This is a genomic window from Pseudomonas sp. B21-009 (assembly GCF_024749345.1).
GTDB lineage: Bacteria > Pseudomonadota > Gammaproteobacteria > Pseudomonadales > Pseudomonadaceae > Aquipseudomonas.
On record NZ_CP087199.1, the window covers coordinates 327,343 to 343,557 of the forward strand.

Genomic DNA, 16,215 nt, shown 5'->3' on the forward strand with positions numbered 1-16,215 from the left:
AGGTTTGAGGTCAGGTCCAGCGGCGGAAAATCAGCGAGGTGTTGACCCCGCCAAAGGCGAAGTTGTTGTTCATCACGTAATCGTGACTCATGCTGCGAAACTCGCCGCACAGGTAGTCCAGCTCGCCGCAGCGCGGGTCGATGTGCTCAAGGTTGAGGGTGTGCACATAGCGGTCGCTGTTCATCATCTCGATGCTGAACCAGGACTCCAGCGCGCCGCAAGCACCGAGGGTGTGGCCGAGGAAGCTTTTTTGCGAGCTGATCGGCATGCGCGCGCCGAACAGGCTGCTGGTGGCCAGGGTTTCGGCGATGTCGCCCTGCTCGGTGGCGGTGCCGTGGCCGTTGACGTAGCCAATGGCAGCCGGCGTGAGGTTTGCGTCTTCCAGCGCCAGCTCCATGGCCCGGCGCATGGTCGCCTGCTCCGGGCGGGTGGTGTGCTGGCCGTCGGCGTTGCTGCCAAAGCCGACGATCTCGGCATAAATGTGCGCGCCCCGGGCCAGGGCGTGCTCGAGCTCTTCGAGCACCAGCATGCCGCCGCCTTCGCCGATCACCAGGCCATCGCGACCGCTGTCGTAGGGGCTCGGGCTCTTGTGCGGGGTGTCGTTCTTGAGGCTGGTGGCGTACAGCGCGTCGAAGACCATCGCCTCGGTCGGGCACAGCTCTTCGGCGCCGCCGGCGAGCATCAGCGGCAGGCGGCCGAACTTGATCGCTTCATAGGCATAGCCGATGCCCTGGCTGCCGCTGGTGCAGGCGCTGGAGGTCGGGATCAGGCGCCCGGTGAGGCCGAAGAAGATACTGATATTGGCTGCGGTGGTGTGCGGCATCATGCGCACGTAGGAGTTGGCGTTGAGGCCTTCGGCCACCGAGTTGAGCAGCATGTTGCCGAACGCCTTGATCTCGTCGGTACTGCCGGTGGACGAGCCGCAGGCCACGCCCATGCGCCCGTCGCGGATCGACGGGTCGTCGAGCAGGCCGGCGTCGCGCAGGGCGTTCTGCGCTGCCGCCACGGCCAGGCGCGAGACCCGACCCATGCTGCGCAGCTGCTTGCGGGTCCAGCCGCTCGGCACCTTGAAATCGTCGATGGGGCCGGCCAGGCGCGTATTGAGCTCCTCGAAACGGTCCCATTCATCCATGCGGCGAATGCCGCTGCGGTTGCTGGCGAAGTTGCCGGCAATGGTCTGCCAGTCGCTGCCCAGCGAGGTGATACCGGCCATGCCGGTGACGACCACACGTTTCATCAGCACAGGCCTCCGTTGACCGCCAGCACCTGACGGGTGATGTAGGCGGCTTCGGCCGACATCAGGAAGTTCACCGCGCCGGCGACTTCTTCCGGGGTGCCCATGCGTTGTGCCGGGATCATCTTCAGCAGCTCTTCAACCGGTACGTGCTCGTCGAGCATGGCGGTATCGATCAACCCCGGGGCAACGCAGTTGACGGTGATCTTGCGCTTGCCCAGCTCGATTGCCAGGGCCTTGGCGGCGCCGATGACGCCGGCCTTGGAGGCGCTGTAGTTGACCTGGCCACGGTTGCCGATCATGCCCGACACCGAGGTGATGCAGACGATACGCCCGGCTTTGCGCCGGCGGATCATCGGCATCATCAGTGGGTGCAGGACGTTGTAGAAACCGTCGAGGTTGGTGCGCAGCACCTGGTCCCAGTCGTCTTCGGTCAGCGCCGGGAAGGCGCCGTCGCGGGTCAGGCCGGCGTTGCAGACCACACCGTAGTAGGCGCCGTGGGTTTCTACGTCATCAGTGAGGATGGCCGCGCAGGCGGCGCGGTCGGCGACGTCGAACTGCAGCACGCGGGCTTGCTGGCCCAGGCCCCGGACTTCTGCGGCAACGGCGTCGGCTTCACTGCGCCCGTTTCGGCAATGCAGGACCAGGTCGAAACCGGCGTGCGCCAGGCGCAGGGCAATGGCCCGGCCAATGCCACGGCTGGAACCGGTGACCAGGATGGTGTCAGTCATGGGGGGACTCCTCAGGGCCCGCTTCGGCCAGGTAGCTGGCCACCTGCGGCGGGCGAAAAACGTTCAAACGGGCCATGGCATGGATGCCCGGGCCGCGCAGGTGACACTCGAACACGCCCATGCCGTTGTCGTCTTCGAGCGAGCGCAGGGCATGGATGCGCAAGTGGGCACCGGCAGGGAAATGTTCGACATTGCATTCGAATTTACGCGTGCCGAGCAAAAAGCCCAGCTCCACCGGCTGGCCTTGCTGGCGCGCGCGGCAACCGGCATAGGCGGCCACGCTCTGGGCCATCAGCTCGATGCCGACCCAGGCCGGCAGGCTGCCGTCGGCGCGGTTGAACAGGCCGCCGGGGCGTACGGTCAGGTGGGTATGGATCTGCTCTTCATCGAACGACTCGACCTGATCGATAAGGATCATGTCGCCGGCGTGCGGCAGCAGTTCGGCCAGTGGCCAGGTGATCATGGGGTGTCTCCGAGAATCAGGCTGACATTGTTGCCACCGAAGGCGAACGAATTGCTCATCAGGCGTCGCGGGCCGCTGGCCGGCAGGCGCTGGCTGGCATCGGCCAGGTTCAGGGCTGGCAACTGCGGGTCATCGACGCCATCCCAGACATGCGGCGGCAGGCGCCCTTCGGTATTGCCGGCGGCCAGGCTCAGCCAGCAGAACGCCGCTTCCAGTGCACCGGCGGCGCCCAGGGTGTGGCCGGTCATCGGCTTGCTCGACGAGCAGGCCAGCTGGCTGCCAAACAGTTCATGCACGGCCAGGCTTTCCATGGCGTCGTTGTGCCGGGTGGCGGTGCCGTGCAGGTTCAGGTAGTCGATGTCTTGTGGTTGCAGGCAGGCATTGTCCAGCGCCTTGCGCATGGCCTGCAAGGCGCCCTTGCCGCCGGGCTCTGGCGCCGAGATATGGTGCGCATCGGAGCTGGCACCGGCACCGAGCAGGGCAATGCCGGGGCCTTCGTGGTTGGCATCGCGAGTCATCAGGAACAGTACCGCCGCTTCGCCGATGTTGATGCCATTGCGGTTGACCGAGAACGGGTTGCAGCGCTCGGCGCTCACCGCCTCGAGGGCGCTGAAGCCGTTGAGGGTGAGCTTGCACAGGCTGTCGACACCGCCGCAGATCACCGCATCGCACAGCCCCAGGTCGAGCAGGCGCCGGGCGCTCATCAAGGCCCGGGCGCTGGAAGTGCAGGCGGTGGAAATCACATAGGCCGGGCCGCTCAATTGCAGCCAGTCGGCAAGGAAATTGGCCGGGGCGCTGAGCTCCTGCTGGGCATAGTCGTAGCTGGGCGAAAACTGTTGCTCGCGCAGGTAGTGGGCGATGCCGTCGCTGGCCTCCTTGATGCCCGAGGTGCTGGTGCCCAGGACGATACCGATGCGCTGGCGGCCAAAGCGGGCGATGGCCGCTTCGATCGCTGAGCTGATCTGCAGGCAGGCCTCCAGCAGCAACTGGTTGTTGCGACTTTGGTGGGCCTGCAGGCCGGCAGGCAGCTCGGGCAGTTCGCCGTGCACGGCTGCTACCGGCAGGCTGCGCTGCGCTACCCAGCCCTCCTCCACGCGCATGCCCGAGTAGTCGCCGGCAAACAGTTTGCGGGCAACTTCGGCCTGGCCGCGCCCGAGGGCGCAGACCAGGCCCAGGGCATTGAGGTAAGCGGTCATGGCGTGTTCTCGCTGGGCAGTGGGCTGACTAGATAACGCAGGCCCTGGCCCAGGTTCAAGGTGAAGTCGTCGGCTTGTCGGTAGTCGACATGCCAGCGCTCACCCAGCCAGCGTTGCTGGCCTTGCTGGCGGGCGCCGGGGTAGAGCGTTTGCACCTGCTCGGCCGGGGTCATGGCGAACAGCAGGGCGGCGAACAGTTCACGGGCACCCGGGTTGGGTGGCAGCAGGCCATCGGCGTGCCACTGGCCGTCGTTGAGCAACTGCCGTGCCTGCGGAATGCCCAGCAAGTCCAGCAATGACCAGCGCAGGCTGGCGTCTTCGCGCTGGATCACCAGCAGCCAGTCCTGGCTTTGCCCCGCCTGTTGGCGCTGAATATGCAGCTGCATCGGCAGCGTCAGCGCCGGCATTTGCGCGGGCAGCGGCGCCCGGCTGGCGCAGGCGCTCAGCAGGGCGAAGGCGAGGATCAGCAACAGGCGTTTCATGCACTCGGCTCGGCTGGCTTCAAGGGTTTACGGGCAACCACGTTGACCAGGGTTTCTTCGCGCTGGCCGACCGCTGGCGGCTTGCGCAGGCCAAAGCGTTCGAGCAGGCCGAAGTCGCTGGAACGGCTCCACCACAGGTACGGGTAAGAGACATTCTGCGCGCCGAATTCGAAGCCCTGATCGCGCAGCATCTGCAGGTACTGTTCGGCGCTTTTCTGTACATGCATGGGGTGACGGAACAGCCAGCGGATCACCCAGGTGTCGATATAGGCTTCGGTGGACTCGGCGAACAGCAGGTAGCCGCCGGGCTTGAGCACCCGGTAGAACTCGGCCAGGGCCTTTTCCTGCTCGACCAGGTGGTGGAAGGTCTGGTGGCAAAAGAGCATGTCGACGCTGTTGTCGGCAAACTGCAAGGCCGCGCAGTCACTGCCGCGCAGCTCGACCTCCAGGCCCAGGCGCCGGGCTTCGGCCTGGCTCAGTTCGAGGCTGTGCGGGTCGGCGTCGGTGCCCAGCAACTGGCCGGGGCTGAACACCTGCTGCAGGTACTGGAACGACTTGCCCTGGCCGCAGCCGGCATCGAGCAGCACCGGTGCTTGCGGCAGCGGCGCGTCGAACAGCCGGCGCAGGTCGTTGATCGCCACCCGCAGCACGTGATGCTGCCAGGTATGGCTACGCAGGAACCAGAAGCCGAAGCGGGTTTCCTCGACGTAGCTGTCGCTGAGGAAGGGTTGTTGGCTCATGCTGCCGTCCTTGCACAGACTTCGGCGAGCATGCGCAGGCGCCGCTTGGGCTCGGCCACAAACGGGTTGCGCGGGTCCCAGGCATAACCGGCGAGGATCGAGCTGATCATCGCGCGGATTTCCGGCGAGCTGGCCGGGTGGTAGATGACGTCCTGGAAGCTGCCGTTGTACCAGCCTTCGACATAGGCGCGGAAGGTATCGACGCCGCGCTTGAGCGGCTCGGCGAACTCGCTCTGCCAGTCGACGTTTTCACCTTGCAGCTGGCGGTGCAGCACGCCGGCGGCCATGCTCGCCGAGCGCATGGCGATGGTTACCCCGGAGGAAAACACCGGATCGAGGAATTCGGCGGCGTTGCCGAGCAGGGCAAAGCCCGGGCCGTGCAGGGTCTTGACGTTGGCCGAGTAGCCGCCGATGGTCCGCGCCGGGGTGTCCCACACGGCGTTGGCCAGCACCTTGGCCAGGCTTGGGGTCTGGGCGACGAAGTCTTTCAGGCAGGCATCCAGGTCAGCCGGCGCGGCGGCAAAGTGCTCGGCTGCGGCGACCACGCCCAGGGAGCAGCGGCCGTTGCTGAAGGGAATGGTCCAGAACCAGATATCGCGGTGCTGCGGATGGGTGGTGATGAGGATTTTTTCGCGGTCGAACGCCGGGTGGTCGATGCGGTCTTCGATGTGGGTGAACACCGCCTGGCGCACCGGAAAGCTCGACGGCGCTTCGAGGTCCAGCAGGCGCGGCAGGACGCGGCCATAACCGCTGGCATCGAGGACAAACTCAGCTTCGACGCGGTACTCGCTGCCATCCAGGCGGCGCACGCGCAGCTGCGGGCGGGCGCGCTCGAAGTCGGCGGCGATGATCTCTTCTTCGTAGCGGATTTCCACGCCCTGGGCAGCGGCCTGGTCGGCCAGCAACTGGTCGAACTGGGCGCGCTGGACCTGGAAGGTGCTTGGCTTGCCGTTGCTGAAGGTGTCGCCAAAATCAAACGCGCTGTATTCCTCGCCCCAGGCGAAGGCCGCGCCGTTCTTGCGCTGGAAGCCTGCCGCTTCGAGGGCCGGGAGCATGCCGGCTTCCTCGACGAAGTCGATGCAGTGCGACAGCAGGCTCTCGCCGATGGAAAAGCGCGGGAAGCGCTGGCGCTCGATGATCAGTACGTCGTGGCCATTGCGCTTGAGCAAGGCCCCGGCGATGGCGCCGGACGGACCGGCGCCGATGATCAATACCTGCCGTTGTTGCAGTTCAGTGTTCGGCATAAGGCCTCCTTGCCGGTTGGGCAGTCTTCAATGGAATCCGGTGCAGGCCGGCCAGCGCGGGCATCAGCGTGGCGACCAGGCTCATCAGCATCAGCGCGAAGTACAGCGCCGGGCTGATCAGCTGTTGTTGCAGCAGCAGGTTGAGAAAGACGATCTCGCTCAAGCCGCGAATATTGAGCAGCAGGCTTTCCCGCCATTTGCTCGCGCCGGCGAACGACGGCGTCGCCCAGCACAGGCCCAGCCAGTTGCCGAGCAGCTTGCTGACGATCGGTAACAGCAGCAAGGCACTCAACTGGATGGCATCGAAGCCCTGCAGCACGTTGTGGATATCGATCTGGATGATGCCGAAGGTCATGATCAGCGGGATCGCAATGCCGTTCTGCAGGCGTTTTATCCACAGCGCCGACAGCGGCATGTGCAGTGGCAGCTTGAGCCAGGCCAGGCAGCACAGGTAGCCGATACCGAAGATTAACGCATTGAGGCGGTAGTGCTCGGCAACGAACAGCAGGGCGAAAAAGCCCAGGCTGTAGACCCACGGCCGGCGCAGGCCAAGGGCGTAGAGTGGCAGCGGCAGGCAGGCGCCCAGCACGGGCAGCAGCAGGCTCACGGGGTCGAGGCTACCCTTGCCCAGGCCAAACAGCAGCCAGCAGGTCAGGTCGATGAGGATCGCCGACTGCATCAGGCGGCGGGTCGCTGCGGGCGGATAGTCGATGTTGCGCAGGTACAGGTAGAGCACCGGAATGGCGGTGATGGCGAACACCAGCCCGAGCGCCAGGGTGGTCAGCCAGGGCTGCGTCGGCAGCAGCAAGGCGCCGCAGGCCAGGCCACAGGCAAAGGGCACCAAGAAGCTCGGCAGGGCGATCTTCAGGCTCTGGCGGTCGAACTTCAGTTCCACCACGTCAGCCAGAATATGCCCCAGCAGCAGGGCGAAACTCAGGCCATACAGGGTTTTCAGCCAGGACGGCGCCACCAGCGCAGCGCCACTGAGCTGCCAGTGCGGCTCGACCCAGAACAGCATCAGCAGCGGCAGGCCGAGGGTCGCCAGCAACAACTGGCTGACAATCGGGATCAGCCCCAGGCGCCGGCCCAGCTCGCTCGCGATCCAGAACAGTGCCAGGGCCAGGACCCAGAACAACACGATACTCATGCCGCCTGTTCCTTGTGGCCGGTGGCAGCCCAGGGCGCCAGGACAAAACTGAAGGCCAGGCCGAGGCTCACCGCCAGGCCAAAGTTGCTCACCGCCGGGGTGCTCGACACCGCCAGCAGGCCGAACGACAGCCAGGTGGTGGTCGCCGCGAGCAGGGTGCCGAGCAGGCTGACGGCGGCGCCGCCGATCTGCTCATGCATGAGGATCGCGTAGTCGACGCTGATGGCGGTCACCAGCAGCAGGCCGAACAGGCTGAACAGGGTCAGCGGCTGGCCCAGCCAGCCCAGGCAGGCCAGGCTGCACAACGCGGCGAGTAGCGGCAGGGCGACGATGCGCAGGGCACCGCCGAGGCCGAACGGCAGGATCAGCAACACCACGATCAGCGCGCACGACAACAGCTTGAGCTCGGCGGCGCTGACCTGGGTGGCGGCAAACACCCGGTTGAGGTCGCCGAGGCGGTCGACCAGTTGCACGCCGTCGAGGTCGTCGGCTTGCAGGCGCAGCAATGCCGGATCGTTCAAGCCCTGGAGGCTGACGATGGCGGCCACGCCCTGGCCATCGGCGCCCAGCCACAGGGTGCGCCAGGGCTCGCCCAGCGGGCCGCTGAGGGCGTGATCGATGTCGAGGGTAGGCAAGGCCTGCACTTTTGCCAGTTCCGCCTGTAACGCGCTTTGCGGTACGCCCAGGGCCAGCAGCGACTGCAGTGGCAGGCTGCCCAGTGCATCGCGTACCTGTTGCTGCTCGGCAGGGCTGGCGACCAGTTGGCTGAGGGCCATGTAGCCCTTGAGCTTGTCGGTTTCGACCAGTTCATCGAGCCGCGTGCTCAGCGCTTGCAGGCGACCCAGCAACTGCGTCTGGTCGGCGCCGCGAACCAGGTAGAACTGGCTGGTGGGCTGGTAACCGGTGATGCGTGCCACGGCCTGGGCTTCTTCGAGCAGTTGCGGCGGGCTGCCGACCCACTGGCGGATGTCGTTGCGGCTGTCCAGCTGCCACAGGCCCGCCGCGCAAAACAGGATCAGCAGGCCGAGCAACACCGGGCTTGGCACCTTGTTCAGTAGCTTCAGACGCAGGTCCACCAACCATTGGGCAATGCGCAGCGGCCATTGCGCCGGCTGCAGCTCGATACCCTTGAGCAATGCCGGCAGCAGGCACACGGCGCTGAGGTAGGCGCCGACCAGGCCGGCGGCGGAAAACACGGCGATCTGGGTCAGGGCCGGGAACGGCGTGAAGGCCAGGGCCAGGTAGCCGATGCAACTGGTGGCCAGGCTCAGGCTCAGGCCCGGCAAGGTCAGCCGCAAGGCCGGCCAGGCACGCCAGGGGCGCAGGCTCCAGCTCTTGGACAGGTAGTGCAGCGGGTAGTCGACGGCGACACCGATCAGGCTTGAGCCGAGCACCAGGGTCATCACGTGCATCTGGCCGAACAGCGCCACGCAGGCCACCGCACCGAACAGCATGCCGACCAGCACCGGCATGAACGCCAGCAACACCCGCAGGCGCCGGAACGCCAGCAGCAACAGCAGGAGGATGCCGACCGTGGCGCCGCCGCCAACCCAGGTGATTTCCTGGCTGGCCTGGCGCTGGCCGTTGGCGGCATACAGCAAGCCGCTGGCGGCCAGCAGGCGGGCGCCGCGCTGCCCGGCTTCAACCCGGCTGGCGGCGAGCAGGTCGGCGACCTGCAGCGGCAGTTGCAGGTCGAACGCATTGCCCAGGGTGCGCGCGCGCAGCAGCACCCAGTGCTGGCCGTCGGCCTCGGCCAGCAGCGCGCCGCTGGCGGTGTCCAGTTGTACCGCAGCAGGGCGTGGCTGGCTGTTCTGGATGCGCCCGGTCAGGCCCAGCCAGTCGTCCTGGCTTGGCACCAGGCTGAAGCCGGCAAAGGGATCGTAGAGGCTCTGCACGCGCTGCTCGATAAAGCCTTGCGGGTTATCGACCAGGCTGCTGCGGTCGGCGCGCGAGAGCATCGCCAGGCGCCCTTGCAGCAACTGCTCGCGCAGTGCCTGCAGGTCGGTTTGCAGGCTCCACTGGACCTTCTCGAACAGGCCGCTGGCCTGCCATTGCCCGGCCAGGCGCTGGGCCAGGGCGATGGCCTGGTCACGCTGGGGATGGCCGACCAGCACCAGCATCTCGCGGTTCAGCGGCTCCTGCATGCGCTGTTCGGCGCGTTGCACCAGTGGGTCCTGGGTGGCGCCGGGCACCAGCGTCATCAGGTCGGCAGACAACGGCGCGGCGCGGTGCCATTGCCAGCCGGCGAGGGCCAGCACAGCGATCAGCAACAGCAAAAACAGCCGTGGCAACAGGCGCTCACTCGGCAAAATCGCGGCGCTCCGTGTCGGTCAGGCTGGCGCTGCTGCTCGATGGCATGCGTAGCACCGTGCTGTCGCCCTGGGTTTCCAGCAACTGGATGCGTTCGACGTAGCGCCCGCCCTCGATATCGATCTGGCTGAACACCTGCTTGAGCAGCAGCGAGCGCGGAGTCAGGCGCAGTTGCCAGTGCTGGGCATCGCCTTGCAGGCTCAGCTCGAAGTCACGCTGCAGGCCGCTGCTGTCGCCTTGCAGCACGGCGAAGAACAGGCGGTTCTGCTCGGCGCCGGCGCTCTTGCCCGGCAGCATCTGCCAGCCGGACGGGTCGCGGCGGGCGATGCCCTGGGCGTTGAGGCGGTAGTCCTGCTTGAGCGGCGTTTGCAGCAGCCACAGCAGGCCATGGTCACGGGCGAGCACGAACTGGCCTTTGCTGACCAATGGCTGTGGCAGGGCGCGCAGGTGCTTTTCCTGGATGAACGGGCCCTTGATGACCGCAGGTTCGCCCAGTTGCTTGCTCAGGTCATAGAGGCCAAAGGCGTGGGCCAGGGTGCAGCTGGCCAGCAGGCCAAGGCACAGCAGGCCACGCAACAGCGTCTTCATGGCAGCACCTTGTTCACAGCGTCGATCATCACCTGCGGCGAGGCCAGTTGCATCTCGCCGCTGGCGATCTCGACCGCGACCTGCACCGAGCTGGCGCGGGTCATGCGTGCGCCAGTGACGGCATCGCTGATCAGGTAGTTGATCTTCAGGCGGTTCTCCCACTCCACCAGGCTGGCGCGCACGTTCAGGCGCTGGCCGAAGGTGGCGCCACGCACATAGCGCAGCTGCAGGTCGATCACCGGCCAGGCGAAGCCGGAGGCCTGCATCTGCAGGTAGTTGTGTTCGAGCCTGTCGAGCAGCGCGCAGCGCGCCACCTCGAGGTATTTGACGTAGTGGCCGTGCCAGACCACCAGCATGCTGTCGACATCGAAGAACGGCACCAGCACTTCGCTATCGACGTGCAACACTCCCTGACTACGCATGCAGCCTCCAGTGTTGTTCGGCAATTCGGCTCAGGCACAGGCGCAGGTCGCCTTCCAGGGCACGGTCTTCGATGACCGGGGCGAAGTCTTCGAGCAGCGCGGCGTGCATCTGGGCCAGTGCTGGCGGCAGGTCGCGGGCGTCGGCTTCGCGGCCGCGCAGCCAGACACCCTGGTTGGCCGCCAGCAAGGTCGCGGCGGCAACCTGCTCGGTCAGTTCGAGCGTGCGCAAGGCATCGCGGGCGGCGATGGTGCCCATGCTCACTTTGTCCTGGTTGTGGCACTCGGTGGAGCGCGAGAATACGCTGGCCGGCATGGTGTTTTTCAACGCTTCGGCGGTCCAGGCACTGGCGCCGATCTGCACCGCCTTGAAGCCGTGGTTGAGCATCGCCCGCTCGGCGCTGGCGCCCGACAGGTTGCTCGGCAGGCCATGGTTGTAGCGGCTGTCGACCAGCAGCGCGAGCTGGCGGTCGAGCAGGTCGGCGACATTGGCCACCAGGTTCTTCAGGCTGTCCATGGCGAAGGCGATATGGCCGCCGTAAAAATGCCCGCCGTGCAGCACGCGTTCGGCTTCGGCGTCGATGATCGGGTTGTCGTTGGCGCTGTTCAGTTCGGTCTCGATAAAACCGCGCAGCCAGCCCAGGCTGTCGGCCAGCACACCGAGCACATGCGGTGCGCAGCGCAGCGAGTAGCGGTCCTGCAGGCGGTGCAGCGGCGCGGTCGGTGCGTCGATGGCCAGATCCTGGCGCAACCAGGCGGCCACCTGCATTTGCCCCGGATGCGGCTTGGCGGCGAACAGGCGCTCGTCGAAGTGCTCCGGGTTGCCTTGCAGGGCGACCACGTTCAGCGCGGTGATGCGCGTGGCCAGCTTGAGCAGGTAATCGGCGCGGGCGAAGGCCAGGCAGGCCAGGCCGGTCATCACCGCGGTGCCGTTCATCAGCGCCAGGGCTTCCTTGGGCCGCAGCACCAGCGGCTGCCAGCCCAGTTCACGATGGACGTCGGCGGCGCTGCGGCGCTCGCCCCGGTACAGGACCTCGCGCTCGCCCGACAGGGTGGCGGCCACGTAGGACAGCGGCGTCAGGTCGCCGCTGGCGCCCACCGAGCCTTCCTGGGGAATCAGCGGCAGGATGTCGTGGGCAAGAAACGCCTGCAGGCGCTCCAGCAGCTCGACGCGCACCCCGGACACGCCATGGCACAGCGACTGCAAGCGGGCGGCCAGCACCGCGCGGGTGGCCGGTGCATCGAGCAATTGGCCGAGGCCACAGCCGTGGAAGGTGTACAGGTGCTTGGGCAGCGCTTCAACATGCTCCAGCGGCACCGCCACCACGCACGAGTCACCGTAGCCGGTGGTCACGCCGTAGATCACCCCTTCCTTGTCCAGCAGCGAGTCGAGGAACTGCGCGCCACGGGCAATCCGCGCGCGGTACTCGGCGTCATCCTGCAGGCGGGTTTCGGTCTGGCGATTGGCCAGGGCGAGGACGTCTTCGATTGCCAGCGGCAACGCGCCGAAGGTCACGGGCTTATGCGGATGCATCGTCATCGGTCTTCCAGAAAGGGTAGAAATTGAACCATTGCTGCGGCGCTTGCAGGCAATAGTGGCCCAGGCGCTCGGCATAGCGCCCGGCCCAGTCGGCGATCACCTGATCGCGCTGGTTGCGGCGCCATTCGATGGCCTCGGCGAAGGGTTCGAGAATCACCTGGTAGCGGCCTTGCTGCTTGAGGCAGAAGAACAGGTTGAGTCGGCACTTGAGCAGCCCGGCCAATAGCCACGGGCCTTGCGGGAAGGCGGCGCGGTGGCCGAGAAAATCCGTCTCGACCGTGCGTGCGCCATGCAGTGGCACGCGGTCACCGGCAATCGCCAGCCATTCACCGCGGTCCAGGCGCTGGCTCAGTTGCAACATGATCGCCGGGTCCAGCTCGCTGACCTGGATCAGGCGCAGGTTGCTCGCCCCCGATTCACCGAGCAGGCGATTGAAGCGTTCGGCGTGCTTGGTGTGCACCAGCACGTTCATGGTCACTTGCTCGCCGAGCTCGGCCAGGGCGCGGCAGACTTCAAGGTTGCCCAGGTGCGCGCCGACCAGCATCTGCCCGCGCTCGGCGCGCAGTTGAGTGCGCAATTGTGCCGGGTCGACGATTTCGATCTGCTCCAGGCGCAGCTTGCCGTTCCACACGTCGAGCTTGTCCAGCAGGGCCTCGGCAAAGGCCATGAACTGGCCGAACACCCGCCGCTGGCTGGGGCGCAGGCCGGCTTGCCCGCTCCAGTCGGCCAGGCGCTGCTGGTATTGCCAGATGCTCTGCCGGGCGCGGCGGCCAAACACGAAGAAGTACAGGACGATGCCATACAGCACCGGGCTGAGCAGGCGTCGGCCGAGCAGTTTGATACCGAAGGCGGTCAGCTTCATCAGCCAGAAGCTGCCGCGCTCCTGGTGGTCGGCCCAGTGTTGTTCGCCGTTGCTCATGCCTGCCACCGCCGCCAGAGGATCGCCGGGGCACGCAGCAACATGCCGAAGAACAGCTTGGTGTGCATCTTCGAGATCAAGGCGTTGTCGTGGAACAGACGAAAGTGCGAGAGGCCATCGGCCGGATAATGCACCTTGGTCGGCAGCCAGCGCATCGGCTGGTTGCGCCAGGCCAGGCGCACGAGGATCTCCGGGTCGAAGTCCATGCGTTTGCCGAGCTTGACCGCGTCGATCAGCGCCAGGGTTGGCGGCAGCGGGTAGACGCGAAAGCCGCACATCGAATCGGGAATCTGCAGCGACAGGCTGTTGATCCACACCCACACGTGAGTCAGGTAGCGCGCGTACAGGCGGCCCTTGGGCACACTGGCGTCGTACTGTGGATAACCGCAAATCAGCGCCTGTGGATAAGCCTGCGACTGCTGCAGAAAACGGCTGACATCGGCCAGGTCGTGCTGGCCGTCGGCATCCACCTGCAGGGCATGGCTGAAGCCCAGGCGTGCCGCTTCGCGCAGGCCGGTCATGACCGCGCCGCCCTTGCCCTGGTTGACCTGCAATGTCACCAGATAAACCTGCTGCTGTTCGGCCATCTGGCGCAGCACGGCGGCGCAGGCCGGGCTGCTGGCGTCGTCGACCAGTACGCAAGGCAGGCCGGCTGCGAGCAGGTCGGCAACTACCGCTGGCACCGCCAGTTCGTGGTTGTACACCGGGATCACCGCGCAGGGTTTATTCACCGATGGCCTCCAGCACGATGCGGCCGCTGGAGCAGGCTGCCCCGGCATTGCTGTAGGCAAAGTAGAGCTTGCCGCGCTCGGCATCGAAGCGCAGGGTCAGTTGCAGCGGGTCGCCGGGGCGCACCAGTTGCTGGAACTTCAGCACTTCCATGCCGGCGAACTGGCGTGGCCGGTCGAGCAGTTGTTGCCCCAGGGCCAGCGCCCAGTCGACCTGGACTACCCCCGGCAGTACCGGCGTCTGCGGGAAGTGGCCGTTGAAATAGGCAAGGTCTGCCGACACCGCCAGTTGCAACTGCAGTTCGCCATTGACCTCGGCCTGGCTCAGCACTTCCGGGCCTTTGGGCCGTGGTGCCAGCAGCAGGGCTTCGAGCTCGGCCTGGGGCAGTTTGCCCTGGGCGTTGAAGGGCAGTTGCCGCAGCAGCCGCCAGCGTCGGGGCAGGGCCAGGGCTTCGCAGTGCTGGCTGAGGTGCTGGCGCAGGCCTTCGGTGAGTGCGCGTCGGCCCTGATTGCGCAGGGCGTGCAGGCCTGCGGCGCTGAGCACCAGCAGGGCGCCGAGGCTGGCGCGGTTTTCCTGGATCACCGCCAGGCGCGCTTCCTCGACCCAATCGTGGGCGACCAGGGCCTGTTCGAGCATTGGTAGGGAGATGCGTTTTTCTTCCAGTTTGACGATCCGGTCCAGGCGCCCGAGCAGGCGGAAGCGCCCGTCAGCGGTGAACTCGACGGCATCGGCGCTTTGCTCGATATGGCCGGGTGGCAAATAGGTCGATTCGATACGCAGCGCACCCTGTTCATTTTGGCTCAGGCGCACCTCGGCAAAGGGTTGCCACAGGCTGTCGCCCTGGCGCCAGGCAATGCCGCCGGTTTCCGAGCTGCCGAGAATTTCGCTCGGCCATTGTTGCAGGCGCTGGTGCAAGGCCTGGGCGGCGCTGGCCGGCAGCTCGCCGCCGGAGGAAAACACCCGGCGTACCGCGCTTAACGCGGGCCAGTCGAGGTTGTCGCCCATGCGCTTGAGCAGCGCCGGGCTGGCCACCCAGGCAAAGGCCGGGTGCTCGCGGCTGGCGCGCTGCAGGTCTTCGGGGAAGGGCAACTGGCGACGCACGAACGGGCGCCCGGCACACAGCGGCCAGAGCACGCGAAACAGCAGGCCGTAGATGTGCTGGGCGGCGACGCTGCCGATGATGCACGCAGCGCCCAGCTCTGTGCCCCATAGCTGTTCCAGGGCCTGCACTTCATTGGCCAGCTGGCGCAGGCTCTTGTCGATGCGCTTGGGTTCGCCGCTGGAGCCGGAGGTGCACAGGCTCAGCAGGCAAGCGTCCAGGTCCAGTTGGGCAGCGGCCAGGGGCGTTTCCAGCAGTGCATCCAGCGCAGTGTCTTGCGCCTGGTCGCTCAGCCACAGCTCGACTTCGCCTTGCCAGCGCTGGCGGGTCTGGACTTGCAGGTCGGCCGGCAGCAGCACCTGTACGCCGGCGCGCCAGGCGCCGAGCAGGGCCACGGCCAGCTCGGCGGCGTCTTCCAGGTGCACGGCAATGCGCTTCACACCACGGCGCTCAAGGCCAGCGGCCAGTTGCAGGGCTTGCTGGCGCAGGCCCGCGTGGTCCAGCGCCGGGGCGAAGGTTACCGGGCGCGGCGCGTCGCTCGGGTGCAGCAGTTGCTCAAGAGCAATCCATTTCATGAGCGTCCTCGCACGCGTTGTCTTATCAGCCATTCAATGGCAAACAGCAGGCCCATCAGCCCGTAGGCGATCAGGCCGTTGTACAGGGTCCACCAGCTCAGCGGCGCCCACAGGGTCAGGGCGGCGGCGACCAGGCCGTTGGCCAGGAAGAACAGGCTCCAGACCTTGGTCACCTGGCGTGTGTAGTGGATCGCCACCTCGGGCAGTTGCGGCTCGCGCAGGCGCGCCAGGCGCTCGGCCACCGGCGGGCCGAATTTCAGGCTCAGGCCGAACAGGCCAAGCATGAACGCGCTGATCAACACCGGGTACCAACGCAGCAGCTGCGGGCTGTTGAACAGCGCCAGCAACGCGCAGAAGGCAATCGCCGCCACGGCCATCCAGTGCCCGCCGGGGCGCCGCGGTTCGCTCAAGGCGCGCGCCAGCCACAGGCCGCCGAGCAACAGGCCGAACTGCCAGGGGGCAAAGTGGGCCATGCCAAAATGCACCGCAAAGGGGTACAGCAGACCGGCCAGCAGCAGGCCGAGGCCGATCAGGCGTTTCATGCCGCGTTGTTGACCAGGCGGTAGACCGCCTCGACCACGTCGTTGACCGTACGTACGGCCTTGAACTCGTCGGCGGCGATTTTTTTGCCGGTCTGGCGCTTGATGTGATCGATCAGGTCGACCGCGTCGATGCTGTCGATTTCCAGGTCCTGATACAGGTTCGATTCCAGGCTGATGCTGGCCGGGTCCAGTTCGAACAGTTCGACCAGGGCATCGCGCAGGGTGTTGAAGATGTCTTCGCGGGTTTGCATGGTGCT

At 66.5% G+C, this 16,215-nt stretch carries 17 protein-coding genes; all 17 read right to left on the reverse strand.

What is annotated here, in order from left to right:
* Nucleotides 1–10: 10 nt before the first annotated feature.
* The 17 genes from LOY34_RS01455 to LOY34_RS01535 are packed head-to-tail and all read right to left on the reverse strand — an operon-like array spanning nt 11 to nt 16,209.
* On the reverse strand, nt 11–1,237 hold the full coding sequence (locus LOY34_RS01455; protein ID WP_258664204.1) for a beta-ketoacyl-ACP synthase: 1,227 nt from the start codon (nt 1,235–1,237) through the stop codon (nt 11–13).
* Nucleotides 1,237–1,965, reverse strand: coding sequence for a 3-oxoacyl-ACP reductase FabG (gene fabG / locus LOY34_RS01460; protein WP_045193941.1), 729 nt, complete (start codon nt 1,963–1,965; stop codon nt 1,237–1,239). The genes LOY34_RS01455 and fabG overlap by 1 nt, the downstream gene beginning before the upstream one ends.
* Entirely contained in the window at nt 1,958–2,428 is a 471-nt protein-coding gene (locus tag LOY34_RS01465) for a hotdog family protein (RefSeq protein ID WP_093377133.1), read from the reverse strand. The genes fabG and LOY34_RS01465 overlap by 8 nt, the downstream gene beginning before the upstream one ends.
* A complete protein-coding gene (locus tag LOY34_RS01470; protein WP_195885474.1) occupies nt 2,425–3,624 on the reverse strand; it encodes a beta-ketoacyl-[acyl-carrier-protein] synthase family protein in 1,200 nt (399 codons plus the stop codon). Before LOY34_RS01470 ends, LOY34_RS01465 begins: the two co-directional genes overlap by 4 nt.
* Complete coding sequence (locus LOY34_RS01475) at nt 3,621–4,106, reverse strand: hypothetical protein (RefSeq protein WP_195885475.1); 486 nt, start codon at nt 4,104–4,106, stop codon at nt 3,621–3,623. Before LOY34_RS01475 ends, LOY34_RS01470 begins: the two co-directional genes overlap by 4 nt.
* Nucleotides 4,103–4,846, reverse strand: a complete 744-nt coding sequence (locus tag LOY34_RS01480; RefSeq protein ID WP_195885476.1) for a class I SAM-dependent methyltransferase — start codon at nt 4,844–4,846, stop codon at nt 4,103–4,105. The genes LOY34_RS01475 and LOY34_RS01480 overlap by 4 nt, the downstream gene beginning before the upstream one ends.
* On the reverse strand, nt 4,843–6,090 hold the full coding sequence (locus LOY34_RS01485; RefSeq protein WP_045193936.1) for an NAD(P)/FAD-dependent oxidoreductase: 1,248 nt from the start codon (nt 6,088–6,090) through the stop codon (nt 4,843–4,845). The genes LOY34_RS01480 and LOY34_RS01485 overlap by 4 nt, the downstream gene beginning before the upstream one ends.
* On the reverse strand, nt 6,077–7,237 hold the full coding sequence (locus LOY34_RS01490) for a sodium:proton antiporter (RefSeq protein WP_195885477.1): 1,161 nt from the start codon (nt 7,235–7,237) through the stop codon (nt 6,077–6,079). Before LOY34_RS01490 ends, LOY34_RS01485 begins: the two co-directional genes overlap by 14 nt.
* Nucleotides 7,234–9,546, reverse strand: a complete 2,313-nt coding sequence (locus LOY34_RS01495) for an MMPL family transporter (RefSeq protein ID WP_195885478.1) — start codon at nt 9,544–9,546, stop codon at nt 7,234–7,236. Before LOY34_RS01495 ends, LOY34_RS01490 begins: the two co-directional genes overlap by 4 nt.
* Nucleotides 9,536–10,135 carry an outer membrane lipoprotein carrier protein LolA gene (locus LOY34_RS01500; RefSeq protein WP_195885479.1) on the reverse strand — a complete coding sequence of 200 codons (600 nt, stop codon included), beginning with the start codon at nt 10,133–10,135 and terminating at the stop codon, nt 9,536–9,538. The genes LOY34_RS01495 and LOY34_RS01500 overlap by 11 nt, the downstream gene beginning before the upstream one ends.
* A complete protein-coding gene (locus LOY34_RS01505) occupies nt 10,132–10,557 on the reverse strand; it encodes a thioesterase family protein (RefSeq protein WP_045193932.1) in 426 nt (141 codons plus the stop codon). Before LOY34_RS01505 ends, LOY34_RS01500 begins: the two co-directional genes overlap by 4 nt.
* Nucleotides 10,550–12,094 (reverse strand): histidine ammonia-lyase, encoded by a 1,545-nt coding sequence (gene hutH / locus LOY34_RS01510; protein ID WP_093377102.1) that lies wholly within the window; start codon nt 12,092–12,094, stop codon nt 10,550–10,552. Before hutH ends, LOY34_RS01505 begins: the two co-directional genes overlap by 8 nt.
* Nucleotides 12,075–13,013 (reverse strand): glycosyl transferase, encoded by a 939-nt coding sequence (locus LOY34_RS01515; RefSeq protein ID WP_195885480.1) that lies wholly within the window; start codon nt 13,011–13,013, stop codon nt 12,075–12,077. Before LOY34_RS01515 ends, hutH begins: the two co-directional genes overlap by 20 nt.
* Nucleotides 13,010–13,744, reverse strand: a complete 735-nt coding sequence (locus LOY34_RS01520; RefSeq protein ID WP_195885481.1) for a glycosyltransferase family 2 protein — start codon at nt 13,742–13,744, stop codon at nt 13,010–13,012. Before LOY34_RS01520 ends, LOY34_RS01515 begins: the two co-directional genes overlap by 4 nt.
* Nucleotides 13,737–15,416: an acyl-CoA synthetase family protein gene (locus LOY34_RS01525; protein WP_045193928.1), complete on the reverse strand. Its 1,680-nt coding sequence runs from the start codon at nt 15,414–15,416 to the stop codon at nt 13,737–13,739. Before LOY34_RS01525 ends, LOY34_RS01520 begins: the two co-directional genes overlap by 8 nt.
* Complete coding sequence (locus LOY34_RS01530) at nt 15,413–15,958, reverse strand: hypothetical protein (RefSeq protein ID WP_195885482.1); 546 nt, start codon at nt 15,956–15,958, stop codon at nt 15,413–15,415. The genes LOY34_RS01525 and LOY34_RS01530 overlap by 4 nt, the downstream gene beginning before the upstream one ends.
* Nucleotides 15,955–16,209 (reverse strand): acyl carrier protein, encoded by a 255-nt coding sequence (locus tag LOY34_RS01535; protein ID WP_045193926.1) that lies wholly within the window; start codon nt 16,207–16,209, stop codon nt 15,955–15,957. Before LOY34_RS01535 ends, LOY34_RS01530 begins: the two co-directional genes overlap by 4 nt.
* Nucleotides 16,210–16,215 lie beyond the last annotated feature (6 nt).